21 protein-coding genes and 6 tRNA genes are annotated in these 24,983 nt (G+C 42.1%); 1 reads left to right on the top strand and 26 read right to left on the bottom strand.

Annotation, left to right across the window (positions count from 1 at the left end):
- The 19 genes from U9Q08_04440 to U9Q08_04530 form a co-directional block, all read right to left on the bottom strand.
- Positions 1-667, bottom strand: a 667-nt coding sequence (locus U9Q08_04440) for a tetratricopeptide repeat protein (GenBank protein MEA3328958.1), incomplete at its 3' end; no start/stop codon positions are given.
- Between the two features lie 11 nt (positions 668-678).
- Positions 679-1,830 (bottom strand): alanine--glyoxylate aminotransferase family protein, encoded by a 1,152-nt coding sequence (locus tag U9Q08_04445; protein MEA3328959.1) that lies wholly within the window; start codon positions 1,828-1,830, stop codon positions 679-681.
- 33 nt (positions 1,831-1,863) lie between these two features.
- Positions 1,864-2,475 (bottom strand): ATP-dependent Clp endopeptidase proteolytic subunit ClpP, encoded by a 612-nt coding sequence (gene clpP / locus U9Q08_04450; protein ID MEA3328960.1) that lies wholly within the window; start codon positions 2,473-2,475, stop codon positions 1,864-1,866.
- Between the two features lie 204 nt (positions 2,476-2,679).
- Positions 2,680-3,687: a trigger factor gene (locus tag U9Q08_04455; GenBank protein ID MEA3328961.1), complete on the bottom strand. Its 1,008-nt coding sequence runs from the start codon at positions 3,685-3,687 to the stop codon at positions 2,680-2,682.
- Positions 3,688-3,793: 106 nt separating this feature from the next.
- Positions 3,794-3,869 (bottom strand) — tRNA-Gly (locus U9Q08_04460).
- Positions 3,870-3,893: 24 nt separating this feature from the next.
- Positions 3,894-3,977, bottom strand: a tRNA-Leu gene (locus U9Q08_04465).
- Between the two features lie 24 nt (positions 3,978-4,001).
- Positions 4,002-4,074, bottom strand: a tRNA-Lys gene (locus U9Q08_04470).
- A gap of 47 nt (positions 4,075-4,121) precedes the next feature.
- A tRNA-Arg gene (locus tag U9Q08_04475) sits at positions 4,122-4,195 on the bottom strand.
- Positions 4,196-4,254: 59 nt separating this feature from the next.
- Entirely contained in the window at positions 4,255-5,436 is a 1,182-nt protein-coding gene (locus U9Q08_04480) for a glycosyltransferase family 4 protein (GenBank protein ID MEA3328962.1), read from the bottom strand.
- 1 nt (position 5,437) lies between these two features.
- The gene (locus tag U9Q08_04485) at positions 5,438-7,789 is read right to left on the bottom strand and encodes a glycosyl hydrolase family 65 protein (protein ID MEA3328963.1); all 2,352 of its coding nucleotides are present in this window, start codon (positions 7,787-7,789) and stop codon (positions 5,438-5,440) included.
- Positions 7,782-8,435, bottom strand: coding sequence for a beta-phosphoglucomutase family hydrolase (locus U9Q08_04490; protein ID MEA3328964.1), 654 nt, complete (start codon positions 8,433-8,435; stop codon positions 7,782-7,784). The genes U9Q08_04485 and U9Q08_04490 overlap by 8 nt, the downstream gene beginning before the upstream one ends.
- A gap of 110 nt (positions 8,436-8,545) precedes the next feature.
- Entirely contained in the window at positions 8,546-9,343 is a 798-nt protein-coding gene (locus tag U9Q08_04495; protein MEA3328965.1) for a tetratricopeptide repeat protein, read from the bottom strand.
- A 2-nt stretch (positions 9,344-9,345) separates the two neighbouring features.
- Positions 9,346-11,169 carry a BatD family protein gene (locus tag U9Q08_04500; protein ID MEA3328966.1) on the bottom strand — a complete coding sequence of 608 codons (1,824 nt, stop codon included), beginning with the start codon at positions 11,167-11,169 and terminating at the stop codon, positions 9,346-9,348.
- Between the two features lie 6 nt (positions 11,170-11,175).
- Complete coding sequence (locus U9Q08_04505) at positions 11,176-12,015, bottom strand: tetratricopeptide repeat protein (protein ID MEA3328967.1); 840 nt, start codon at positions 12,013-12,015, stop codon at positions 11,176-11,178.
- Complete coding sequence (locus tag U9Q08_04510; protein ID MEA3328968.1) at positions 12,012-13,016, bottom strand: VWA domain-containing protein; 1,005 nt, start codon at positions 13,014-13,016, stop codon at positions 12,012-12,014. The genes U9Q08_04505 and U9Q08_04510 overlap by 4 nt, the downstream gene beginning before the upstream one ends.
- Positions 13,017-13,055: 39 nt before the next feature.
- Positions 13,056-14,051 carry a VWA domain-containing protein gene (locus U9Q08_04515; protein ID MEA3328969.1) on the bottom strand — a complete coding sequence of 332 codons (996 nt, stop codon included), beginning with the start codon at positions 14,049-14,051 and terminating at the stop codon, positions 13,056-13,058.
- A complete protein-coding gene (locus tag U9Q08_04520) occupies positions 14,048-15,013 on the bottom strand; it encodes a hypothetical protein (protein ID MEA3328970.1) in 966 nt (321 codons plus the stop codon). The genes U9Q08_04515 and U9Q08_04520 overlap by 4 nt, the downstream gene beginning before the upstream one ends.
- Positions 15,014-15,093: 80 nt before the next feature.
- Positions 15,094-15,975: a DUF58 domain-containing protein gene (locus U9Q08_04525; protein MEA3328971.1), complete on the bottom strand. Its 882-nt coding sequence runs from the start codon at positions 15,973-15,975 to the stop codon at positions 15,094-15,096.
- A gap of 36 nt (positions 15,976-16,011) precedes the next feature.
- A complete protein-coding gene (locus U9Q08_04530; GenBank protein MEA3328972.1) occupies positions 16,012-17,004 on the bottom strand; it encodes an AAA family ATPase in 993 nt (330 codons plus the stop codon).
- A gap of 748 nt (positions 17,005-17,752) precedes the next feature.
- On the opposite strand from U9Q08_04530, the gene U9Q08_04535 reads away from it, so the two are divergent.
- The gene (locus tag U9Q08_04535; GenBank protein MEA3328973.1) at positions 17,753-18,544 is read left to right on the top strand and encodes an SDR family oxidoreductase; all 792 of its coding nucleotides are present in this window, start codon (positions 17,753-17,755) and stop codon (positions 18,542-18,544) included.
- A 7-nt stretch (positions 18,545-18,551) separates the two neighbouring features.
- Here the strand turns inward: U9Q08_04535 and U9Q08_04540 are convergent, their stop codons facing one another.
- From U9Q08_04540 to U9Q08_04570, 7 genes are all read right to left on the bottom strand, one after another.
- Complete coding sequence (locus U9Q08_04540) at positions 18,552-19,436, bottom strand: hypothetical protein (protein MEA3328974.1); 885 nt, start codon at positions 19,434-19,436, stop codon at positions 18,552-18,554.
- A 277-nt stretch (positions 19,437-19,713) separates the two neighbouring features.
- Positions 19,714-19,790: transfer RNA gene (locus U9Q08_04545), tRNA-His, on the bottom strand.
- Positions 19,791-20,367: 577 nt separating this feature from the next.
- Positions 20,368-20,442: transfer RNA gene (locus U9Q08_04550), tRNA-Pro, on the bottom strand.
- 17 nt (positions 20,443-20,459) lie between these two features.
- Complete coding sequence (locus U9Q08_04555; GenBank protein ID MEA3328975.1) at positions 20,460-21,062, bottom strand: hypothetical protein; 603 nt, start codon at positions 21,060-21,062, stop codon at positions 20,460-20,462.
- Positions 21,063-21,077: 15 nt separating this feature from the next.
- On the bottom strand, positions 21,078-22,574 hold the full coding sequence (gene pilM, locus U9Q08_04560) for a pilus assembly protein PilM (protein MEA3328976.1): 1,497 nt from the start codon (positions 22,572-22,574) through the stop codon (positions 21,078-21,080).
- Positions 22,575-22,832: 258 nt separating this feature from the next.
- Positions 22,833-23,837, bottom strand: coding sequence for a general secretion pathway protein GspK (locus U9Q08_04565; GenBank protein MEA3328977.1), 1,005 nt, complete (start codon positions 23,835-23,837; stop codon positions 22,833-22,835).
- A gap of 436 nt (positions 23,838-24,273) precedes the next feature.
- The gene (locus U9Q08_04570) at positions 24,274-24,954 is read right to left on the bottom strand and encodes a prepilin-type N-terminal cleavage/methylation domain-containing protein (GenBank protein MEA3328978.1); all 681 of its coding nucleotides are present in this window, start codon (positions 24,952-24,954) and stop codon (positions 24,274-24,276) included.
- Between the last annotated feature and the right edge of the window lie 29 nt (positions 24,955-24,983).

The raw sequence follows: 24,983 nt of genomic DNA on the forward strand, positions 1-24,983 counted from the left end.
TGGCTTTCTTCTTCGCCAGCTTTTCCGATTTCTTCGCTTCTTTTGCCTCTTGCTTGGCTTTCTTCTTCGCCAGCTTTTCGGGCCCTTTCTCTGCCTTTTTGTCCTGCTTTACTTTTATCTCTGTCTTCTTTTCAATCTGGCGACTGTCCTTGGTTCCAACTCCCCTGCGTCGAACCCCTAATTTAGTCTGTTGCCTAACCGCTATTTCTTTGTTAACTATCTCCTCTAAAGACTTTTGACCTTTAATCTGTCCTAAATAAACCTGCGCTCCTTCGTGAGAAGGGTTTACCAGCAATACCTGTTTAAACTTCTGAACAGCTTCTTGATACTGGCCGAGAAGGTAATAACCTTTCCCTAGCTCGTAAAGATACCCCGAGAGTTGCGTCTTTGGCTCAACGGCTCTGCCGATATATTGCTCTGCTTTTTTTAATGCTAACCCGGAATACCTCTTTGCCTTTTTATGCCCAGGGTCTAAAACCAGGACTTTATCAAATTCTACCTTGGCCTGAAAATAATCCTTCTGGCGATAGCAGGCCAGACCATGTTCATAATGCTCACTTATTAATTCTTTCCTGGCCTGATCCTCTGTATCTCCGGCCAAAAGCAACCCTGCCCCTGTTATTAACACCAGAGCTGTCAACAGAATTGTTACTCCCAACCGCTTCATTTTTATCGTCATCAACCCGTTCTTTCTGGCTCCGAAAGTATCTCTTCTGCCGCTATCAGACCAGACCCCAGTTTGAATCTATACCCTAATTCACCAAGCGCCATCTCTAAGGCCATCATCCCGTTGATTAAATCAAACCCGTTGATATACCCCAGATGGGCAATGCGGATTATCTTTCCTTTAAGCGCAGCCTGGCCGCCGGCAATAGTAACCCCGTATTTTTCACGGATAAGTTTTATTAGCTTTGAGCCGTCTATTTCTTCCGGTACTCTAACCGCTGTAACCGTATTAGCAGGAGACTCCGGCGCCAACAACTTTAATCCTAATGACTTAACAGCTGTCCTGGTTGCCCGGGACAATCTTTGATGCCTGGACAGCACTTTATCTACGCCTTCAATTTTAATTAATTCCAGGGCCTGGCGCAAAGCGAGCATTAAAGAAATAGCCGGCGTAAACGGACTGTCAAACTTTTGCAACCCTTTTTCTGCTTTCTTAAAATCAAAATAATACTTGGGGAGCCCGGCCTTTTCCGCTTTTTTCCAGGCCTTAGGGCTGATGCTGACAAAAGCCAAACCTGGAGGAGTCATCAGGCCTTTTTGAGAGGCGGCTACCACAACATCCACCTCCCACTTATCTGTTTCCAGGTTATCTGCGCATAATCCGCTGATAGCGTCCACTACCAAAACCGCTTTATGTTGTTTCACTATCTTTCCTATTGCCTTGATGTCGTTAACCACGCCGGTCGAAGTTTCACAAAGAGTGGTAAACACCGCTGATATTTCTTTATCCGCTTCAAGGGCTTTGCTAACCAGCTCCGGATTAACCGCCGTTCCCCATTCAACGTCAATGTTAACTGCCTCGACATTATATGCCCGGCATATTTCGGTGAATCTCTCGCCGAACTTACCGCCCCTTACCACAACCGCCTTATCTCCTTTAGAAAGAAGGTTAACCACTGATGCTTCCATCGCACCTGTCCCTGAAGAGGTAAACGTCAAGATATTGTTTCTGGTTTTAAACACTGTTTGCAAAAGCCCGCTGACCTCTTGAAATACCTTTCGGTAGGCAGGAGTGCGGTGGTGAATAATCGACCTGGCCATTACTTCCCGGGCCTGGGGAGGAACAGGTGTCGGTCCCGGAGTAAGCAAATATTCTTTTTTCATAAAAAATCCTTTCTTTGACTTAACAATTTATTTCTATTTATTTTTTTGCACTTCCTTCATCGATTTAATCACCTCGTCCACCAAGCCGTATTCCTTGGCTTCCTGGGCGGACATAAAATAGTCACGGTCGCAATCACTTTTTATCCGTTTAATATCCTGGCCGGTATGATTCACTAATATTCCATAAATTTTATCGCGCAAAGTCAATATTTCCTTTGCCTGAATACTGATATCCGCTGCCGCTCCCTGAACACCGCCCCAGGGTTGGTGAATCATTATTCTGGAATGCGGCAGAGTATAACGCTTGCCCTTTGTGCCTGCAGCCATAAGTATCGCGCCCATACTGGCAGCCTGGCCAATACAGAAAGTATTAATCTCGCACTTCACATATTGCAATGTATCGTAAACAGCCAATCCCGCGGTAACTGCTCCGCCCGGAGAATTAATGTAAATATTGATGTCTTTATCCGGATCTTCCATCTGCAGAAATAATATCTGGGCAATTACCAGATTGGCAATGACGTCATTAAGGATGCTGCCGATAAACACGATTCTGTCCCTAAGCAGCCGAGAATAAATATCATAGGCCCTTTCTCCCCGGGCTGTTTTTTCTATCACTATTGGAACCAATGCCTGATCAAACATTTTTGCTACCTCCCTTTTTTAAAATTGTTAAATGACTAAACTATTAAATGGTTAAACTCAGACTGCGTCGTCATTCCCTATTCGTCATTGCAAGCGACCGAAGGGAGCGAAGCAATCTCAAAAACAGGGATTGTTTCGTCGCCTTCGGCGACTCGCAATGACATTATGACAATAAACAATTTAACAGTTTATCAGTTTATCAGTTTAACAGTTTATATTTGCTTTTTCTATTAGAAAACTTAAGGTCTTGGCCGTTTTTATTCCGCCCTTTAAGTTATCCAATAGGCCCTCTTTTATAAGCCAGGCCTTTAGCTCTTCTGGCTGCCGCCCGGCCTCCCCGGCCATCTGGACGACTTTTTGCTCTATCTCCTGTTCGTTGGCCTTTATCTTTTCCAAAGCGGATATATCCTCTAAAATCAGGGCTGTTTTTGCCTGGCGAACAGCTTTTTCTTCCAAACTCTTCCGCAGACTTTCCTCCTGCTTTTCTATTTCCTCGGCCTTTATCCCTTTATAAGCAAGCTGCATTTTTGCTTCCTTAACTAAACGTTCTGCCTGCCTTCTGACCAGACATTCCGGAACGCTAAACTTAGAGATTTTCAATAAATGCTCTATGACCTGATTTTCCAGATCAACCTTGGCTTGAGCCTCGGCTCTGGCAATCAGGTCTTTTTTAATCGCTGCTTTTAATTCATCCAGTCCTTTAAATCCCCCCAGGCTTCGGGCAAATTCATCATTAAGAACAGGAATCTGTTCTTTTCTTGCACGGCTGCTTGCCTGCTGCAATTGCTTTAATGTTTCCTCAAGATCTTTGTCTGTCACCTCTTTTTTTCTTTTCCGGATTTTCAATCCCAGGTAAGACCCTAATTTGATCAGCGGCTTTACCTCAACTGCGGCTTTAAATAAAAGCGGAGATCCCTGCTTAAACTCAACCTCGCTTATCTCAGGAAGCTCCATCGGAATAAGCGAATTTTCTTTCATCGCCTGCCGGTAAGAATCAGGAATTAACCTTTTTAACATTTCCTCTCTGATCTGGTCTTTATAGTGCATCTCCAGGATGTGGCGCGGGACCTTACCCTGTCTAAAACCCGGAATCTTCACAGCCTTCTTAAAATCCTTAGATACTTCCTCAAGCCTAGCAGCTGCCACTTCAGGTGCAACTTCTATCTGAAGCAATTTCTTACAGGAAGTTAATTCTTTAATATTTACTTTCATAGTTGTTTAGGAGGTACCGACGATTTGCCGTTAAGGCAAATCGTCGGTACCAATTCGCAACATAGCTTACGAAAAATCAGAGACTTTTCGTAAGCTATTTGCTCATTGGAGCGAGGAACGGGATTCGAACCCGCGACAACAACGTTGGCAACGTTGGGCTCTACCAGCTGAGCTACCCTCGCGTTATAAATTTTTATTTTGCGGGGTGGTGCGGACGGAGAGAGTCGAACTCTCATGTCAAAGACACATGGTCCTAAGCCATGCGCGTCTGCCAGTTCCGCCACGTCCGCAACTTGGCCAATAACAAAAAACAGTACCCCCACTAGGCCTCGAACCTAGGACACCGTGATTAAGAGTCACGTGCTCTTCCAGCTGAGCTATGGGGGCTTTAACTAAAAAATCTATCATAAAACCCTAAATATGTCAATTGTTAGCGCGCCTAACAGGATTTGAACCTGTAATCTACTGGTTCGAAGCCAGTTGCTCTATCCAGTTGAGCTATAGGCGCAAATCAGCAAATAGCTTATGGCAAATGGCATCAGAATACAGAAACTCCTTAGACAGCACTTAAGAACAAAATCTCTTATATAGCCTCAGCGTGTTTTCGGTAACAATTTCCTTGGTAAATTGCTGCTCGACCATCTGCCGGCCGGTATATCCCAACCGCTGTCTTAGTTCGCTATTGGCCAAAAGTTGAATAACCCTTGAGGCTAAAGACTCAAAATCCTTGACCGGGATGATGAATCCGTTGACCCCGTCCCTGATAATTTCCGGCATCCCCCCTGCTTCAGTAACCACCATCGGCTTGCTTGAGGAGATCGCCTCAAGCATCGTCAACCCAAAAGGCTCCGATACGCTCGAAGGATAAATACAAACCGACGAAGCGGCATAAATCTTGGGCATATCCTTCAGAGGAAAGGCATCAATCAAAACATTATCCTTCAGCCCGAGAAACTTAACCAGGTTTATCATATAAGCAATGTCCTTCTGCTGGGTCTGGCTCCAGTCAATAATATTCTTCGTCCCGGCAAGCACCAACATCGCGTCCGGAAACCTCTTCTTGATTATCCGCAGCGCCTTAATGCTCACATCACAACCCTTGGCCAATCCCATTCTTGCCGGATGAAATATCACTTTTTTCCCGCGCAAGACAGGATATTTCTTAAGTATAAACCGCGGATTGATCTTGGGGGAATAAATTTGCTGATCAACACCGTGGTGGATAACGGTTATATTTCTATGGTGATACCCGGTCCCGATAATTTCTCTTTTTATAAAATGGCTGACAGCGATGAGATGGGTCCATCTAATATTCTTGGTTAAATCCAGAAATAAATTATCGTCCCAGACATTATGCGCCGTTAAAATAAGCGGTATGCCTTTCCTGAGAGATATGTCTTGAATTGTCCGGGCATGCACCTTGCTAAAATAATGCATGTTGTGAGCATGAATGCAATCGGGCTTTGTCTGATCAATAAATTTCTCGAATACTCCTTTTACTTCTTCCAGCAAGCCGGTCGTGCCCCTTTTAAAAAGCCAGTTTAGATCCATGATCGGTTCACGAAATATTGCCACTGCCTTATAGGTATCCCTTCCCTTTTCCCCTTCAAACGAACTTGTAAGAAGGCTGACCTGATGGCCCATCCCGGCCAGTGTAGGCAATAGTATCGTCAAATGCGTCTCCACTCCTCCAATGATCGGGGGAAAGCCCCAGTGCAAGTGTGCAATGTTCAATCCCTTTTTCCTCATATTAATAAAACTCCTCTCTTTTTGCCTCGATGACCCGTCTTTTGAATATCCGGGTTTTATTCGTTTTTACCCCTATTATTTTATTAAAAATGCCTAATTGGATCTTTTTTTTCTGCCGGGAATTGACTTTGACCTTGATCGTATCATTGGTTAATCCAAATTTAATAAGACTGCCTTTCCAGAGCAGAGAAAAAGACACCTTCTTCCATGCCCGGGGCAGGCGGGGGTTAATCAGCATTTCTTCTCTCTTAATCCTGACTCCAGAAAATCCAAAAACAACTGCCTGCCACGTCCCTCCTAAACAAGCAGCGTGAATTCCCTCCTTGGTATTCCCGTAGATATTACTAATATCGGCGCGCAAGCTCAGTTTAAAAAGATTATAAGCCCTGCTTAAATCCCCGACTTCACAGGCAAACAAGGAGTGAATCGAAGGGCTTAAGGAAGATTTATGAACTGTTTTTGAAATATAAAAATTATAATTAGCAATTTTTGTCTTTAAGCTATATCTATCACTCAAAAGGCAAAGAAGCATTAAAACATCAGCCTGTTTTACCAGGTTGGTCTTACCCAGGTCTTTGGCTTTTAGTCTCGAAGGAATAAGCGGTATCCCGTTTTCATCGGTACTTTTTAAAACAATATTTTTTAATTTGAAATATCCATCGAATTGCTCAATAACTTTTTTCCTGTTAATATTAATTCCTATATTAGCGGCGGTTTTCTTCCAGTTCCCGGCTTCTTTTTCTTTTAAATTAAATTTTGTCTTTAAGGCCTTGTTTAATGATGCTTTTTTCTTGAGCTGAAAAAATAAATTATAAGCGACAAGCAAATTCCATTTGGCCATCATGTTAGTAAAAGCGTTATTATTTACGTCTTTATGAAACTCGTCAGGTCCGATAACGTGGTTAATCTCGTATTTCCTTTTTCTTTTATTGAACTCAACCCTTGATGCCCAGAAGCGCGCTGTCTCAAAAATAATTTGATAGCCGTATTTCCGCATAAATTGCTCATCGCCGGTTACAAGGTAATATTTATAAACAGCGTAGGCAATATCAGCGGTCACATGATGTTCCTGCCGATGGGTATGGATCTTTATCACTGTCCGGTCAAAATCTTTTGCCCACTCCGGTGTTTCCTCTGTCCCCGTATCTGCTGATTCCCAGGCAAATTTTGCCCCTTTAAATCCCTCGCTCTGGGCAAGCTTCCTTGATTGGTCCAGCCTTTTGTATCTGTAAAGAAGTATGTTTTGGGCAGCCCGGGGAAACGTAAAAAGAAAAAAAGGCATCAGGAAAATTTCTGTATCCCAAAAGATATGGCCCCGGTAACCTTCTCCGCTTAATGTCCTTGCCCCTATGCTGGAAAAGCCCCTGTCATAATGAAGACAAATAAGCATATGATAAATATTAAAACGCAGGTTTTCCTGTAAGTTTTTTGTCCCCTCAATCAAGACATCGGTTTTTTTCCAAAGCTTTTCCCATGCCTTTATGTGATCTGCCAGAAGAGTGGAGAATTTAGCTCGGAATGCCTTACGGAATACTTTTAATGCCTCCTTTTTGTGGAAACTGCGATCTTCCCGGCAGGGAAAGTGCTTTATATAAAATATCTTGGTAAACACAACCGTCTGTCCTTTTTTAATTTTAAGCCGAAAAATGTTGTCCTTGGCAAATGTCTTTTTTCCGTTAATCTCATAGTAAAACCCGCTCCAGTATGTTATGGCGTGTTTTTTCTCTAAGGTTTCGATCGTGAGATACCCGGCATCATGGGCTTGGCCCAATTCTCTGATCCGAAAATGCTTTTTTCTGCCTTCGCTAAGAATCCGCGCATTGGAAACAGATGTATCTATCCCGCTATTTATATCCATTGAACAGGATCCGTCAACAGGGGTAACCGTAATCTGCATCACCCCGATATTTTTATTGTGGCCGGAAATAAACCTTAACGACTGGTAATCATAACGCCTTTTCTTTGTGTCTTCATATAAAGTCCGCCTGACCAGCAATGCCTTTTTCATATTTAATGTCCTCTTATGTTCGAGAACATCAGCCGCGACTATATCTAATTTTTCCCCTTCAATGGTGAACCTAAAGTTAATCGGGTTAGGCAGGTTTACCATCTCATCAACCTGAGACCCCATCTTATCGTAAATACCGGCAATATAGGTACCCGGGCTGGCGTCATAAGATATTTCCTCCAATATTCCCTTTGTCCCTAAATACCCGTTGCCCAAGCTAAACCAGGACTCCTTTATATTTTGAAGGCTTCTAACCCATTTGTTTTCTTCTATAAGCCAAAGCTCGTCTTTGGTAAAATCAGAATAAAAATCTTTCACAGTCTTATTTCCTGTCCGCTTAGCCATTGTAAAGTTCTTTCAACCTTTCTAAGTTCACCTCGGATAAATCGTTAACTACTAAATCCGCCTTGGCAAGCCTTGCCGGCTCCCGGTAGCGGTCAATCCCCACACATCTGAAATTACCCCGCTTAGCCGCTTCTACTCCCAACACAGCATCTTCAAATACAATACATTCTTCAGGGGACAGCTTCAATTTTTGAGAAGCTGAAAAAAACACCTCGGGGTCGGGCTTCCCCTTCTTTATGTCAAAGCCGGTAATTATCACTTCAAATAAATTGTCTATTCCCTGTTTCTTCAAAATCGGCAGGCAGTTCTTGCTGGAAGATATCACTCCTACCCTGATATTGTTCTGCTTTAACTGTTTTATTAAATCCAGGGTTCCGCTATATACCTTTATTCCCTCTTGTGTCAGGAGTTCCAAAAAATAATCCTGTTTTTTTCCCCCTGCTTTTCGCAGTTCCTCTTCAGACAGGCCGGTGAGTATTGCTTTTGCTCCGCTGATCCGGGGAATACCATCAATCTTGTTTTTATAATCCTCGAAAGTAAACTCCCTGCCGTATCCGGAGAACATCCTCTTCCAGGCCTTAAAGTGCAGAGGCACTGTATCAACAATCACTCCATCCAGGTCAAATATCGCGCCTTTAAGCTTCATTTTTCATCTTCTCCTATTTTACCAGCAAGAAATAAATATTATATACCTATTTCCTTATTATATCAAGTCATTCTCTTAAAAGGAGAGGTGCGGTTTTTGCATTTATCCACTTAAAAGATCTCTAAATCTGATTTTTTAACCCATCCTGTCTTTTTATCGGAACGCTCAATTTTGCACCAGGAATCTTTGGGCGAAACTATGGCAACTTTGGCACCTTCATAAAGGGTAAAATGAGCTGTCGCTGAGTCAAACGGCTCAAATTTAGCATCTGCTTTTTGAATAATTATTATTGCTTCTTTACCTACCGCCGAGGCTTTTTCAAATAGCGCCATAAAAAATAGAGTAAAAATAATGATTAAAACCGATAATGCACCAATCCTGTATTTCCTGATAGAAGAAATATACACAGTCAGCAAGATAATCAACAAAATTCCCGTAAATATTACCGCCAAAGAAAAGGCCAGCCCGTCAATGGTAAACAAGGAAAATATCCTATCGAAAACAATTCCGCAGGATTGCGTTTTAGCCTCAACAACATTCCCTTTTATCAATGACTTAGCATATTTATAATTCGATTTTAAATCGCTGTCTCTAGGTATAAGCCGCATTGCCTTTTGATAATTGAGAATTGCCTTGCCGAATTCACCTTTCTTAAAATGACTGTTTCCTAAATTATAATAAAGATTACCGCTCTCAAATCCCGAACTTAGTGCTTCTTCATATGCCTTAATTGCTTTATCATACTCTGCCTCAGAATAGCAGGTATTTGCATGATAAAATTTGGCTCTTGCTTGTGAAAGCGTATCCGCCAGACAAACATCACAAGTCAACATAAAAATACTGCCTGCCGATATGCAAGAAAACAACAAAAAAACGCTCTTAATGCCCTGAAAACCTTTACCTGCCATTTCTAAACCTTCTTCCTTTCCAGAAAATCAATAACTTTACGCATGTCATTAAAGACGGTCTCTATTTTAAACTTACCAAATTCTAAAGGCGCATACCTGGCCATATCGCAAGCGCTAAAGATATTGGTTAATTTGTCCAAAATTTCGCCATCTATCTTCTTGTTTTCTAATATTTCCCTGACCGCATCAATAGTTATGCCGCCGGCAGGCAGGTGAAGCTTGTCTGCCAGGTATCCTATTAAGGTTTTATGGACACAATCGAAAAATTCCCCACTTTTTTCCTGCCCTAAGAACCTTTGCGCCTCTGAAATTCCTTTTCTGGCTTTCGCCGGCGCTTGCAGACGTCTTGCATATCGCTCATCGGTTTTAAGTTTCTCCTGATGTTTGTGAAAAGTTACAAGGCCGATAAATATAATCAACGTGACTAAACGGCAAATCCAAAAACCTACCCTTTGATAACGATATCGGCCTATCCGTTTTAGTTTACCCGGCGATTCCTTAATATAAACAATGTCTCTGCCCAGAAGTTCCTCTTTAGCTGTTTTGGCAACGGCTTGGGGTATTTCTACAATTTTTAATTCGCCGCCTTCTGGTTTGGCTACAGAAATTGGGAAAGGACCTTGTGTAAGCGAACGGTATTCTTTTGTTTGAGGATTAAAAAAGCTAAAGTTAATTTTAGGAATTTCCGTAATGGCTTCGGATTGGGGAATAAGCACCTGTTCGAAAACTTTAGTGCTTTGATTTTGTTTTGCCTGCGGTTCATAAATTTTAAATCCTTCTTTTGAGCCCAAAACAGGATTGGTTACGGTATCAAAATTTCCTGCCCCGCTTACAGTCATCGTTACCGTAATTGGGTCTCCGGCTTTTAGTTCTTTCGGTAAAACTTCGGCTTCAAAGCGGAAATCGCCAACCGCTTCTTTAAAACCGGGCGGTTTGCCCTTAAGAGGCAATGGCTGAACGTTAATTGTTAAAGCCGGCGATGCAACCTGAAACGGATAGGTTTCGTAGCGGCCAAAAAAATCATTAAATATATCGCTGCCAAAGAAATCGCCATCGAAAGGCGAACGTCTCTGTCGTCGCTGTTTGCGGACTACAAGATTACAATCAACCCGTGCCGGGCCTAAGGACAATTCCCCGGGCCTAACTGCAAACATATTGGCATTAAATTCAATAACATTGTAAACAATGCCGCCGATGGTCCGGCGGTACCGTTCAGGCTGCCCAAATTCCTTTATCGAGAAACCTTCGTGTCCAAATTTTGGATATTGAATATCCCTTACTCCCAGGCGGTTTATATATAGCTTTATAGATAAGGGGATAGATTCGTTCACAAAGAGATTTGACTTTTCTGCTTCAATGGTAAGAAAAATCCTGTCTTTTAACTGTTCCTCTGAGATTGTTTCCTGGCCGGCAGCAGATTCTTGAGCTCCTCCTGCCGGCGGTGATGGACCGGATACGGCCTCGATGGTTAACGTTTGCGAAGTAAAAGTCTTTCCGTCAAGAACCACCGACAAAGGACCAATCTCAAGTTTTCCTGTCTTAAGCGGTATTAATGTGTAACTATGCGTTATGGAAGAAGAAACCCGGCCATTGACAATAGACATCCTTGTCGAAGGGCCAAGATACCGCATCTGAAAACCTTCAATTTCGCCAATATCCGGAGCAGAGACGCTTTGTGTTCCATGAAATAACAGGTTAAGCTGCAGACTCTTTCCCAGGGAAACTGTTTTACGATCTACGGTTATTTCAAACTGTATATCGGAGGCAAAAACATAACTGCCGCTCGCCATCAACAGCAATAATAAAACAATGGTTTTTCTTGCCATAGTAAATTACCAATCCTTTAATACAGGCGGATAACGTCTTCCTCTTGCATCTCTATTCATATTACCGGCTGACTGATCCTGTTGATCATAGCGGTCAAGTATCATCCTCGCTTCATCTTCAGACATTTCTTCCTGCACTTCCTGCTCTGGTTCACAGGCTTTAGCTTGCTCTTGAACCTGTTCTTCTTGTCCGCCTTCTTTTTCTTCGTCTCCCTGAGCAGTTGTTTGCTGTTTTTGTTCCTGCTCTTTCTGCTTCTGTTCAGAAGCACGAGACTCTGCCTGTTCCTGCTGTTGTTTTTGCTCCTCTGCTTCTTTTCGCTGATTATCCTGTTGAGGCCGCTCCTGCTGTTGTTTTAACTTATCCAGGAGAATTTTGAGTTCTTTTTCTGCAAATTCATAGTTGTATTTGGCATTGGTGTTATCCTGGTCTAACTCTATCGCCCGTTTATAGTAATCGCCTGCTTCGCGATACAGATTGACGGCTGAGGCTAGGTCCGCATTCTCTTTAAGTTTGCCTGAGCGAAACTTACTGTTTCCTATATTATAGGCTGCTTTTTCTTCAATACCGGGATTATCGCTAAGTAAAGCTTTGCTAAATGCCTCTATAGCTTTCTTATAATCTCCTCTCCGGTAAAGCGCTGTGCCTGTATTAAAATTAACTACATCGGAATCGGGCATATCAACTTCAGCCTCATTGTAATATTTTAACGCCTCATCATATTTACCCTGGCGATAGAGGCTATTTCCCTCTTTCACGCCGGCAGGGGCAGATGCAGCAAAACTCATTCTCACAAGAACAAGCACACAACTTACAGCCAATATAAATATCTTAAAGCTTAGTTTCATAATCCTTTTTTACGCTCAGTTATAAAAAGCTCTCCTATAAGTAAAAGAAAAGCTAATCCTAAAGGAATCTGAAAGCGCTCTTCAAACTGCTTAGCTAATTTACTCTCGAACTCCCGTTTCTCCATTTTAGAAAGTTTTTCTTCATAAACCAAGTTTAGGCCGAACCGGGTAGCCCCGGAACGTATGTAACTGCCGCCTGTGGTAAGTACTATTTTCTGTAAGGTGGTTTCATCTAATCTGGTCTTAACTACATTACCTTGATTGTCTTTCAAGAATGTTTTGCTGCCTTTCTCATCTGTTAGGGTAATTAATTCGCCTTGGGGCGTGCCGATGCCGATACAAAATATCTTCACTCCTTCTTTTTTTGCCTCTTCGGCTGCCTTTTCAGCATTACCCTCGTGGTCTTCGCCATCAGTGATAATAATCAACGCCTTGTATTTGTTTAGTCCGTCTTCATAGCCTCTTATTGCTTCTTTAACCGCCCGGGAGATTGATGTGCCACCCCGGGGGATTAAATTAACGTTTAAGCTATCCACTGAAAGTAGGAATCCGCCGTAATCCACGGTTAAAGGACATTGCAGAAACGCCTCGCCGGCAAAGGCAATGAGCCCCACACGATCACCTTGCAAATGTCGGATGAAATCTTTTATTGCCAGTTTCGCGCGCTCTAATCTATTCGGTTTAACATCGGAAGCTAACATGCTTTTGGAAATATCTACCGCAATAATAATATCCAAACCTTTACGTTTTACCTCCTGCCAATAAAATCCCCACTGCGGCCGTGAGAAGGAAAGAACAACCAAAAAAACCGCCAGAATTATTAAAATGACTTTAAGTCTCGTTTTTCTCTTATCTAACGAAGAGGCCAAATCTGCAATAAGGTCCTTTTGGGCAAATCGCTCCATTGTGGCTTTTCTTTTTTTAAATGCCCAAAAATAAAACAGAACCAAAAACACCACAAACCACAACAAGTGTATTGCTCCTAAATTAGCAAACCGCATTTCTGTGTCCTATTGCCGGTGTCCGGTTACCGGCAACCGTTAAGGTATCCTTCTTAAAATAGTGTTACTTAAGCCAACTTCTAACATTATCAACGCCAGGGCAATGCTTAAAAATACAGTAAATAATTCCTTATATTCCAAATAGCCTTTTTCTTCCATAGGTGTTTTTTCCATCTTGTCAATCTCACTGTAAATTTCGCGTAAAGACTTTGTGTCAGTAGCCCGAAAATACTTCGCCCCGGTTTTAGCGGCAATATCCCTTAAAACATCCTCATCAATATCTATCTTTATTGACCGATATACCTTATTCTTAAAGAAATCCCTTACCGGATAAGGAGCTAATCCTTTGGTGCCAGCGCCAATAGTGTACACTTTTATCCCTAAAGACTTGGCGGTTTCCGAGGCTAGAGAGGGTGAAATATCGCCGGCATTATTTCTTCCGTCAGTTAATAAAATAATCACTTTGCTTTTGGCTTTTGTGTCTTTAAGGCGGTTTAGGCCGGAAGCCAGGCCCAAACCTATGGCCGTGCCATCTTCAATCATTCCTATCTGGACACGTTCGAGATTTCCAAGGAGCCAGCTATAATCAAGGGTGAGCGGACTTACAGTATAGGCTTGCGCCGCAAATCCTATCAATCCTATACGGTCGTTTTCCCTGCCCCGGATAAAACTTTGCACAACGTCTTTTACCGCGTCTAAACGGTTAACTCTTTTACCGTTCAAGGTAAAATCTAAAGCTCGCATACTTGTAGAAACATCTAAAGCCAGAACAATATCAATTCCCTCGGTTTGAATCTTGGATCCCTCAAGAGGAGACTGGGGGCGGGCTAAAGCTACTGCTATCAGGCAAAGAGCTATAATTCGCAACAAATATATGTTTTTGCTTAAAAGTACTTTTAGCGACGGCCTCACGTGCTCAAGAAGCCTATCTGCGGGAAAGGTGAGGCTTGCCTTAATTTTTCTCTTTCGTAAGCAGTATGCTCCTGCTAAAACGAGGGGAATTAATAATAGAAATAAAGGATCCTGGAAACTCATACCTTAGTTTCTTTTTTAATTTCTTTTTTGGTCTGCTCAACCAGTTTCTTTGCTGATTCAAAGCTTAAATCTGTTTCATTCTCGGGCGGTTCATACTTTGCGAATTTAACCAAGTCGCAATGCGATAAAAAATCACGTAAAAGGCTTTTGTGCTTACAGGAAAGCGCTTTATTGTTTTTTACAGTGTTCAAAAATTCTTCTGTAGTCATTTCCGGCGCGCGTAAATTAAAACGATTTTCTAAATACCGCCTGACAATACCGGACAATTCAATATAATACAACTTATGCTCTCCTCTATTTAAATATTCCTTTTGTCTAAGCGCTTCAAGCGCCTCATAAGCAAGTTCATGGGCAGGCCGGGGAGGAATGATAGTACTTTTAGTTTTTTTTCGTTTGGATAAAAAAAAGACGAAGCCTATTGCTAAGACTACTAATGCGAGAATAACCCACACATACCAGGGAATTTTAACGGGAAAACCTATCGGTCCGGCAATCTCCCGTATATCCTGCTTATCTTCTGCGCTCTCAAGGATGCTCTCCACTTCTATAGAGACCTCATCGGTAGAAACCTCTTGCCACTCTTCTTCTCCACTCTGGCGGTATTTAATCAAACTTGCTGGAATTGAATATTTGCCGCTTACATAGATATCAAGCACATACCACTGACGATATGTTTCGGTCTTAAACCAACCCCTTCGTGACGTGCCAAAATCCTTAATCGCAAAGTCTCCCAGGTTTTGGGCAAATTCAGGGAATTCTATCTCGATATCTTTGTCTGCTTTAACGACAAGAGTATAGGTTATTTTATCTCCAATGGTTATTTTATCTTTATCAACAGAAACAGAAACTTCCAGAGGCAGTTTACTACCAGGATCTGCGTCTTTAGCAAAGCATATAGCCGGTACTAAAGTCAGTACCGTAAGAAAAACAAATAAGCGTTTAATTTTTTTGGCTTTCATCATCTTCTAATTTATAAAAAATTTCTACTTCCTGTTCCTCTAAAACTTCTCTTTGTTTATCTTCTAAAAAGTTCTAACGGGACTTATCTTCTTGTTCTCTTCTCCCGCATCCGAAAAAATGAAAATAAAGCCCTACTGTAAGGTATATCCGTGCGGATGTCAACGCTGTCAACATTTATGCGTTTAAAACACCTTGAGCGTTCTTTGAATGTTCTTATTGCATTTTCATTAAATCTCTTACGTATCGCCTGGTTTGAGCTATCCACTAAAGTTTCGCTTCCTGTTTCGGAGTCGCTTAAAGAAATAATTCCTGCATCGGGCAAATCTATTTCCTTGGGATCTGTAATGGTGATGGCGGTAATATCATGCCGTTTATTAGTAATGCTCAATAGTTTTTCGAATCCATCATCATAGAAATCAGATATAATGAAACTCACTGTCCTGCGCCTTGAAATCCTGCTCAAGTATTCTAAGGCTCCTGATATATTGGTTTTTTTGTTTTGTGGCTCAAGATATAACGCCTCACGCACAATACGCAATCCGTGCCGAAGACCCTTACGGGGAGGAACAAACTTCTCTATTCTGTCGGTAAAGGCAATCAGCCCTACCTTATCATTGTTCTGCATCGCGGCAAAGGTAAGAAGCGAACAAATCTCAGCAGCCAGTTGACGTTTCAGCTTATTCACCGTGCCGAAATAACCAGACCGCGATAAATCCAAAAGAAACATCACGGTAAGTTCTCTTTCTTCTGTAAATTTCTTGACAAAAGGCTCGCCTGCACGGGCAGTAACGTTCCAGTCTATTGAGCGCACATCATCTCCCGGGAAATACCGGCGAACTTCATTGAACTCCATGCCCCGGCCTTTAAACACGCTCTGGTATTGACCGGCAAATACATCTGTTACCATACGAGAGGTAGTTATTTGAATCCGCCTAATCTGCTGCAAGATTTCCTTAGGTATCATACTCTACGCCTTTTTTTGGGCTGCGCCTACGGGCCTTTACGGCACTTCTGTTTCATCAAATATTTTCTTTATGATGTCTTCGGAAGTCTTTTCCTCCGCTTCTGCTTCGTAACTGACAATAACTCTATGCCGTAATACATCCGGCCCGATGGACTTGACATCTTGCGGAATAACATAGCCTCTGCCCTGAATAAACGCGTAAGCTTTAGAGGCAAGGGTAAGGTAAATACTGGCACGGGGAGAAGCGCCATATTGAATAAGATTGTCTAAATCTTCTAATTTATATTTATGCGGCTCTCTGGTGGCAAAGACAATATCAATAATATACTTCTCGATCTTCTCGTCCATATATACTTCATTTACAACTTTGCGTGCCCGCAGAATATCATCAGGGTTAATAACAGAGTTGACTTTTATCTCTTTATCGGTAAAACTCATCTCTTTTAAGATTTTATGCTCTTCCTCTTTATTGGGATAGGTTATATTAATTTTCAGCATAAACCGGTCAATTTGAGCTTCAGGCAAAGGATAAGTCCCTTCCTGTTCAATAGGGTTCTGGGTTGCCATAACCAAAAATGGCTCATCCAGTTTAAATGTGTTTTCTCCAATAGTTACCTGGCGTTCCTGCATTGCTTCCAAAAGCGCGCTTTGCACTTTTGCCGGCGCACGGTTTATCTCATCAGCAAGAATAATATTAGCAAATATCGGACCTTTTTTAGTGGTGAATGTTCCTTCTTTAGGGTTATAGACCAAAGTGCCGATGAGGTCCGCTGGAAGCAAATCCGGTGTGAATTGAATCCTCTGAAATTTGGTATTTACTGCCTGCGATAATGTTTTTATTGATAAGGTCTTAGCTAAGCCCGGAACTCCTTCAACGAGCATATGGCCGTTAGCAAGCAAGCCAACCAAGAGCCGGTCAAGCAAATATTTCTGTCCTATAATAACCTTGCCGATTTCCATCTTAAGCGCTTCAACAAAGCCGCTTTGTTTCTTTACCTTTTCATTAATCGCAGTTATGCCTACAGCCATTCCGCACCTCCTTTTTTAAAAAATTATACTAAAATCAATTTATTTCCCCAACAATAGTCCGTCTGCCAGGCGCCTATCGGTACTCCTTAAGTACAAGTGTTTACTGTTCCTTTTCTTCAAGCTCTTCCATAAAGTCCTTTAAAGACGAGCAAATTAAAGTCGTTTTTCGCCTTGGCGAATAACATCCAAAAGCCTGTAATGATGGAAAAACTTGAGAATGGCAGGATTGGGTTTATTGTTTTTTTGAAAGTTCCCTAATGCTGTTTACACCGCGAACTTCCTTTAACTTTAAATAATATTCGGCCTTCTCAAGCGGGAATCTTGCCAAACGGTTTAAACAGGCTTGACGGTCCGGTCCCCTCCGCCGGAAAGTTCTAAGACTACACGCGAATCACGTTTGTAGTCTAAATTGCCGTTGGTTCGCGTGAAAGTAATAATTTGGGGTGGTTTCGTCACCTCATATAGAAACTGGTGCTTCAGTGCTGAAGCCCCCTTGCTCATTGACAATGTGCTCACTCTTCAAGAACCAAGTGCTTCGACTATATAGTAAAATTATAGTCTATTTTGATACAATCGTCAAATATTGGATGATTTGCAGCCCGCAACTAGTCTTGGGCTGCGTAGATGTAGACATAGACAAATAAAGACAATTATGCTATCTTAAAAAGATGATTACAGTGATTAAAATAAGACTACAAAGATTAAAAAAACAGATATTGGTGTAATAAATATTATACCCGGAGAAAAAATGAGTAGTAAAAAATATGCCCTTATTACAGGCGCAACAAGCGGTATCGGGGCCTCATTCGCAAGGCTTTTAGCCCAAAGTGGTTACAACCTAATCATTACCGGCAGAAGAGAAAAAATAATCCAAAAAGTCGCTGATGAACTTAAAGCAAACTATCGGATTGATGTTCAGGTAATATTGGCTGATTTCTCACAGGAAAATGATCTGGATTGCCTGGTAATGTATTTAAATAAAATCGATAATATCGAAATTCTGATAAATAACGCCGGGTTTGGCAGTAGAAAAATCTTCTTCGAGGACAACTTTAATAACCAGGAAATAATGTTAAAGGTTCATATCAACGCCGCAGTCCGTTTAACACATACGATAGTTCCTAAAATGATAAAAAATGGCAAAGGCATCATTATCAATGTTTCCTCATTAGCGGCATTCCTGCCTTCATCAACCACAGGGCTTTATTGCGCGACAAAAGCCTTTATCAACTCCTTCTCGGAATCAATGCACCTTATTTTAAAAAGTAAAAATATCAAGGTGCAAGCGCTTTGCCCGGGTTTCACAAAAACCGATTTTCATCAAAAACTGGATATAGGCCAATCAAAACTTAAAAATAGGGGAATTATTAGATGGATGGCGGCAGATGAGGTAGTAAAAATTTCTTTATCATCATTAAAAAAAGGGAAAGTTATAGTTATTCCGGGCTTCTTTAATAAGCTTATTAAATTATTAATAACTATACTACCTAAAAACGTATATTATAAATTAGCCTCGCTGGAATCAAAAAAAATTCCTTAATAAAAAATTATTCTTTTTCAAGATTGAAGGGAAGTTTAAGCGTATCTGTCAATCCTTCGGTTGCTTTTTGCAATGTTTGGGCTGTTTCCTCAACAATTTCTTGCGCCTTTTGTGTAGTCTGCCCTGCAACTTCTTGAGTTTTTTGTGTGGTCCCCTTTATAATCTCCTGCGTTTTTTCCATAACCTCTACTGTTGCTTTTTGGGTTGTTGCAAGCACACCGGAGATTGTGCCCTGTAAACTCTGTAAATCAAAATCAATAAGGCCGGCTATTGCGACATTAGTAAGCGCCCTCACTACTATCAAACTTACAAGGCTGTAAGGATCTGTAACGTTCTCATATCTTTCATTAAGGTTAATATTAAACTCTTTTACAGACGGAATCTTCCCCTTCGAATAATCCTTATATACAACTTTTCCAATCTTGAGTTCCAGGCTGTCTATCTGTATTTCAGGAACCTTCCCTTTTTCCTTTACCTGCGCTTTTTTTACCTGTGCTCTTTTACCCTCTTTTTCAGCCTGGACAACTTTTAGAGAATTCAAATTAAGCTCACCCGCTTCATTTTTTATAACAGTAAACTCCCTTAAGTTCATACGCATTTCCTTCAAATGGATTTTACCTTTTATAATAGCCGGCAAATCATAATCAACGTAAATCTCCGGCATATCTAACATTATTCTGTCTTTATATCCCTTTGGATTAAAAAGTTCAAGGCCCTTAACCCTTAGGAAAGTGTTAATTATGCCCACCCTAAGCCCTTGCATACTCAGGCGCAGCCCGGTAATTGTTTCTACCCCTTTTTCAATAGAGGCCTTGATTATTAAGTCCTTGGTAAAAGACAAAGCTACAATCACCACCAATATACCAATTAATACAACAAACAACTTCTTCATTTTAGACCTCTTTATTCTCATTCTTTCCTAACTCTTCAATTGCTCCGCTAACAATTCATCTATTAACTCTTTTTACGGATACAATCTTTTTTACTTTTGAAACATTGCTCCCGACGAACACAACCACATTGTCCAAATTACCGTCAACAGTACTAAACAAAGTTTTGGCCATGCAATTAAGAAGGTATCTCGGACTTGCCGTTAAGGCAAGTCCTCGATATCAATTCACAATATAACTTACAAAAAATCTTTGATTTTTTGTAAGTTATTTGTTCATTGGGGTGGCTGAGGAGATTCGAACTCCCGACCCCTTGAGCCACAGTCAAGTGCTCTAACCAGCTGAGCTACAGCCACCATATTATTAAACAACAAATTGGCACGCCCGGCGTGACTCGAACACGCGACCCTCTGCTTAGCTTACCGCACTGAATTTCTCCAGCTTCCGATTCTTCATCAGAATTGCGGTCTGGACTATGTCTTCACCATCTCAGGTGTGTGGCGTATAGTCTCTGAGGGCTCTCGCTTAAAGCGGTTGCCTGCAAATAACCCTGATTTTTAATCGAGGGCTTCCTTGCATATAGCCACATCCACTTTACGTGTTCCTCGTTCCACGTAAAGGCTCCTCTTGAAGGCAGATGCTCTATCCAACTGAGCTACGGGCGCATAATTTTTGTACCGTTTGCGATTTCTCACACCAAAGTTTTACCCTGTACCCAACGTGGTACAGAAGTCCCTTTTTTTAAGATTAAACCTGTCCCTTTTGGTCTTCTGAAAAAACAATCCCGAACGAGACAATTTGAGCACTTGAGTTATGGAATCCCAATGTCCTTCGCTTGAAGAATCTCAAAGAAGAATTTCATCGCTTAGGATTTAATTCGCAATAGGTTTTACGTCGGGCTTTCGCCCTCCGTAAAACCTTTGCTCATTAAAGTCGGGGTGAGGAGATTTGAACTCCTGACTTCTTGCTCCCAAAGCAAGCGCGCTAGCCAAACTGCGCCACACCCCGAGATTTTTAATTATACCCTAAAAGCGGCCTTCCTGTCCAGAAAGAACGTCTGGATAATCCGGCGTTACGTGTTTATCGGCAGCTATCAAAATCCCGCTAATCACCATCCGCGCCTTCAAAACACCGGACCCCTCTTTTTTGGGAACCAGATAAAATTCCTCCACCCTGAACAGGCAGGGAGATTTTTCCAGCTGATAAATAAAATCCACTAATTTGGTTATTTTCGACTCCAGGTCTGTTTCGATCAGATATTTTTTATAATGTTCGTTTTCTTCGGGCAAACGCGGTTTGATATTTGCCAGAAAAACAGTGCTTTTGGTCGCTAATTTTTCTATTTCGCTGAGCAAAGCCGCTACTTCTTCTTCATCGGAACCATCCTGCTCTAACCCTTGAACAAATTTACTATGTTCCCCGGTAATCAAGGCCTCTTCTGAAAGTATCTGAGTAGCCTTCCAGAGCTTTTTTTCCTGAACAGCAACTTCGCTGTTCAGCTCGCCCAGCCTTTCCATAATCGGACAGACTATAACCCGGTCAAAAAAAATAGCGATAACAGCTATGATAGAGATACATGCTATATATTTTTCTCTTTTGGACAATCTTAAAAAAATATTTTGCCCCATTATTTCCCCGCCTGTCTATTCCCTGCTTATCCGGGTTAACCGCTGTTGGAACCCTGCGGCCAGAGGGCAGATAATCTCAAAATTAGCCATTTCCTTGTTCTTTACCTTATGTTTGGTGGCATATTTTGTCTTAACGTTCCGGAAGCACCGGGAGTCTTCTAATGCGCTGACAAAGTTAAAGATCTCGGACATGGTCTTGGATACCCCCCTGATAGTCAAATGGTCCTTTCCGTCAAAACGGATCGAGGCCAGATGAACATCCGGGGAAACTGCCTTATGTATCTCATAAATAAACCTGACCAAAATGCCTTCTGTGGTCAGGCGGTCCTTTATTATTTTCACTTCCGTAATCATGTTAGTCAGTTTCTCGACCCTGGCCCGGGTCCCGCTGACTTCCTGCTTCAGCCGGGAGAGATACCGTTCTTTATTATGCATTCTGCCTAAAAAGATGCTGGAAACGATTACTAAAATAAGTATCAGGTAGATGCCCAGAAAATAAAGATCCCGGCCTTTCTCCTTTAGTTTTTTCTCTATCCTCAGCTCCTGGGGAATAAAATTAATCTCCTGCCTGGGATAGGCCAGGGCCAGGCCTAAAAGAGCGGAAACCGATACACCTTTTGTGCCGGCATCCCGGACGGTTAACGTTCCCCCGGCCAGGGGAATACTCTTAAACGGGGCGATGACCCCTACTCCTAAACCAAGTCTCTCCTTTAAAATATCTGCATTTAAACCCTTAACCAGAGGTTCTGCGCCGCTGATTAAAATCTGGCTTATCTCCTTATCCAGCATTTCATTCTGGTAGGCATAGATAGAATGTTTTACTTCTTCGACAAACTTTTCCTGCCACCGGCCAAAGTCTTGTTCAAACTGCAGAAATCCAAGGGAAATACTCCTGCTGTATATTAACTTGTCATTAAGGATGACTTCAAAATCGCTGGCAGTGTGGTTAACATCGATCAAAACATAAGGTTTACCGGCCTCCGGCTGTTTATAAACAAAGCGGGCCCAATCAACCAAGCCTTCCGAACTTAAAGCCATCTTCCTTCCCTCTGCTTTAAATCCTGCCCCTTCCAATATCCTGAAATATCTTTCAATGATCTCTCTCTGGACAATAGCCGAGATTACCCCGCTATATCCTTCCCGGTTGGTGCCCAGCACCTGATAATCATAAACTATCTCATCCCGGCTAAAAGGAGTCTGCTTGCCTATCTGAAGCTCGACCATATCTTTTATTTCAGTAAGATCTGTAGAGGGAAGTTCAAGGTTTCTGACAGCCACCAAATGGTAGGGAACAGAGACAACTAAAATGTCCGGATTTATCTTTAGCTCTTTAGACAACTCAGTGATAATTTTAATAAGCGCCTGATCAGATAAAGATGCGATGTTTTTTATTATTACCCGGCTAATTTTCCTGTCTTTGCTTAAAAGGGGCTCGGCCTGCACTACTTTCAGCCAATCGCCGCCGATCTCTAAAATCGTAATGACCTTTTTCTTTATCTTGAAAAATCTCATAATTCAATATTTTTTTTCGTTGTGCGCTATGCGCTTTGCGTTGTGCGCTGTGCGTTGTGCATAATTCCGGGGACACCATACTTAATTACCTATTTGTAAGACTTCCGGGGTAATTAAGTATAATGTCCCCGAAGCTGTTTAATGTCCCCGAAGCTGTTTAATGTCCCCGAAGCTGTTTAATGTCCCCGAAGCTGTCCCGAAAAACGGGATTTAAAAACGCCAAAACGCATAGCGCATAGCGCAAGACGCACAGCGAAATTAGTCTTCGCGCCAATACAGGATCTGCGGTTCTTCCTTTTCGTTTCTCTGGACAACGCAGGTAATGTTCCTTTGTAACCTGCGGTCTCCTTTTTTTAAAATTCCCGAGGACCTGATCCTAAAAACATCCGATGTTACGGTAAACAGACCGAGAGAAATAACCCGGTTCAGCTCTATAGATTCTTCTGTAAATAAAGAACCGATATTTCTTAATTCACCGACTGTTTTAAAGACATTGCCGGCTTCACCTTCCCCGGCTTGTTCATCTTTGGCCTGACGAAACTCAATTATCCGTTCGCTAAGACCACTGCTCAGGCCCAGGGCCTGCAACGTAAGACAGCCAGCGGTATTGATATTGATTTTTCCGTCTCCGTAGACAGTAATCGTGTCTTTAAGTTTTGAAAATATCTCCGGGGTCATTCCTTTGACTAATAACAATTCCTCTAATACCTGGAAGTTTCCGTTTTTGCAGGGATAAGGCATTTCCAGGCTATGATAATAAAGGTCTTCGGCGCCTCCCGGAGAAACAATGATATCCACGTCTCTCCAGTCTACAATAGCGCCGGCAATGTCGCCCGCCTCTTCTGTTTTTACCCCGCCAACATTTTCTAAAAGCGTCTTTAAGACCTCCAACGGCACCTTATTTATGTTTATTCTGCTGCTTTCATCTTCTGAACCGTAAAAAGTTATTGGTTCTTCGGTATTTAGTTGGTAACTAAGGGTCATATATCCGCCGCCGATCGGAAACTCTTTAAAAAATTCCTGATTATCAGCCCAGGTTTGATTTAATGCGCTATAAGAATATTCTTCCCCGGCGGCCTGCAGTTCAACAATTCCTCTTTCTATGCCGGCCTTGGCCAGATAATACATCTTTAACCTGTCTTGAAGATAGGAGGCCAGGCCTATTTGACTCGAAGCATTCCTGGCCAGGCCAATATTAAAAACAATCAAAAAGCTCAACACCCAGAGGGTGAGGATTAGTATACTTCCTTTTTTAGGGTTCATTTTTCGTATTGCGTCTTGCGCTGTGCGTTTTGCGCTATGCGTTGTGCGTTGTGTAATTTTTCGTATTGTACATAATTCCGGGGACACCATACTTAATTACCTATTTGTAAGACTTCGGGGTAATTAAGTATAATGTCCCCGAAGCTGTCCCGAAACTGCGTTGCGCTGTGCGTCTTGTGTTGCGCAGTTTGGTTAATTGAAACATGATTGCGTTGCGCGTCTTGTGTTGTGCGTTATGCGTTGTGCGTAATTCCGAATTCCGGGGACACCATACTTAATTACCTATTTGTAAGACTTCCGGGGTAATTAAGTATAATGTCCCCGAAGCTGTTTAATGTCCCCGAAGCTGTCCCGAAAAACGGGATTTAAAAACGCCAAAACGCACAGCGCACAGCGCACAACACAAGACGCACAATGTATGATGAACTTCAGCAGTTTATTTCAGCTCTATCTTCTGCTCACCGGTGCCGATCGGGATGAATATCGTCTGTTCAAAATCCTTCTGATTGGTTTTCTTTTTAAAAGCCACCCTGATCCTTATTGCCCGGGGAATACTGTCCTGTTCTTCTTTTTTCCAATCATCCTTCCACTTATAATCTCCGGTTGCGTTATCAAGGTAGCAATAACTAAACTCTACCTCTTTAACTCCTTTAAGCAGGACCCGGCCTGCGGTTATGCCTTCGTCTTCAAAAAGCCCGGGATAGGTCTTTTCTTCTTTAGACAGGCTATCCTGTTTTGAGTCATAAAAATATGCGGCCCTGCCAAACTGGTAATGTTCAGGGCCGCATTCAACCGTGATCAATGCCGGAAACTTAACAAAGTCCTCTGCGCCTTCAAACGGGATGGTTGAGAACTTAAAAGTATTTCTTATTTCCCGGCTGATCTTTTCCGAGGTAAGCCTGATGCTCCGCTCAAATGACCTGTTCCTGCTGCCTCTGCGCCAGGCAATTATGCCGTTATTCAGAACAGAGTATATTGCCAGGCCGGCGAAAGCAACAATCGCTACACTGATCAGAAGCTCGACTAAAGTGAAACCTTGTTTAGTTAGCCGGTGAGCGAGTGAACGAGTGAACGGGTTCAACTGGCTAACTGGCTCACTGGCTAACAAATTACTCATCTTGCTGCTCAACACTACTCCTCATATAC

Source organism: Candidatus Omnitrophota bacterium, assembly GCA_034717435.1.
Classification (GTDB): Bacteria; Omnitrophota; JAUWXU01; order JAUWXU01; family JAUWXU01; genus JAYELI01.

What these genes read in the sequence shown, in the direction of transcription:
- U9Q08_04445 (MEA3328959.1), bottom strand. Translation starts at nt 1,830, where the DNA reads ATGAAAAAAGAATATTTGCTTACTCCGGGACCGACACCTGTTCCTCCC.
- clpP (MEA3328960.1), bottom strand. Translation starts at nt 2,475, where the DNA reads ATGTTTGATCAGGCATTGGTTCCAATAGTGATAGAAAAAACAGCCCGG.
- U9Q08_04455 (MEA3328961.1), bottom strand. Translation starts at nt 3,687, where the DNA reads ATGAAAGTAAATATTAAAGAATTAACTTCCTGTAAGAAATTGCTTCAG.
- U9Q08_04480 (MEA3328962.1), bottom strand. Translation starts at nt 5,436, where the DNA reads ATGAGGAAAAAGGGATTGAACATTGCACACTTGCACTGGGGCTTTCCC.
- U9Q08_04485 (MEA3328963.1), bottom strand. Translation starts at nt 7,789, where the DNA reads ATGGCTAAGCGGACAGGAAATAAGACTGTGAAAGATTTTTATTCTGAT.
- U9Q08_04490 (MEA3328964.1), bottom strand. Translation starts at nt 8,435, where the DNA reads ATGAAGCTTAAAGGCGCGATATTTGACCTGGATGGAGTGATTGTTGAT.
- U9Q08_04495 (MEA3328965.1), bottom strand. Translation starts at nt 9,343, where the DNA reads ATGGCAGGTAAAGGTTTTCAGGGCATTAAGAGCGTTTTTTTGTTGTTT.
- U9Q08_04500 (MEA3328966.1), bottom strand. Translation starts at nt 11,169, where the DNA reads ATGGCAAGAAAAACCATTGTTTTATTATTGCTGTTGATGGCGAGCGGC.
- U9Q08_04505 (MEA3328967.1), bottom strand. Translation starts at nt 12,015, where the DNA reads ATGAAACTAAGCTTTAAGATATTTATATTGGCTGTAAGTTGTGTGCTT.
- U9Q08_04510 (MEA3328968.1), bottom strand. Translation starts at nt 13,016, where the DNA reads ATGCGGTTTGCTAATTTAGGAGCAATACACTTGTTGTGGTTTGTGGTG.
- U9Q08_04515 (MEA3328969.1), bottom strand. Translation starts at nt 14,051, where the DNA reads ATGAGTTTCCAGGATCCTTTATTTCTATTATTAATTCCCCTCGTTTTA.
- U9Q08_04520 (MEA3328970.1), bottom strand. Translation starts at nt 15,013, where the DNA reads ATGATGAAAGCCAAAAAAATTAAACGCTTATTTGTTTTTCTTACGGTA.
- U9Q08_04525 (MEA3328971.1), bottom strand. Translation starts at nt 15,975, where the DNA reads ATGATACCTAAGGAAATCTTGCAGCAGATTAGGCGGATTCAAATAACT.
- U9Q08_04530 (MEA3328972.1), bottom strand. Translation starts at nt 17,004, where the DNA reads ATGGCTGTAGGCATAACTGCGATTAATGAAAAGGTAAAGAAACAAAGC.
- U9Q08_04535 (MEA3328973.1), top strand. Translation starts at nt 17,753, where the DNA reads ATGAGTAGTAAAAAATATGCCCTTATTACAGGCGCAACAAGCGGTATC.
- U9Q08_04540 (MEA3328974.1), bottom strand. Translation starts at nt 19,436, where the DNA reads ATGAAGAAGTTGTTTGTTGTATTAATTGGTATATTGGTGGTGATTGTA.
- U9Q08_04555 (MEA3328975.1), bottom strand. Translation starts at nt 21,062, where the DNA reads ATGGGGCAAAATATTTTTTTAAGATTGTCCAAAAGAGAAAAATATATA.
- pilM (MEA3328976.1), bottom strand. Translation starts at nt 22,574, where the DNA reads ATGAGATTTTTCAAGATAAAGAAAAAGGTCATTACGATTTTAGAGATC.
- U9Q08_04565 (MEA3328977.1), bottom strand. Translation starts at nt 23,837, where the DNA reads ATGAACCCTAAAAAAGGAAGTATACTAATCCTCACCCTCTGGGTGTTG.
- U9Q08_04570 (MEA3328978.1), bottom strand. Translation starts at nt 24,954, where the DNA reads ATGAGTAATTTGTTAGCCAGTGAGCCAGTTAGCCAGTTGAACCCGTTC.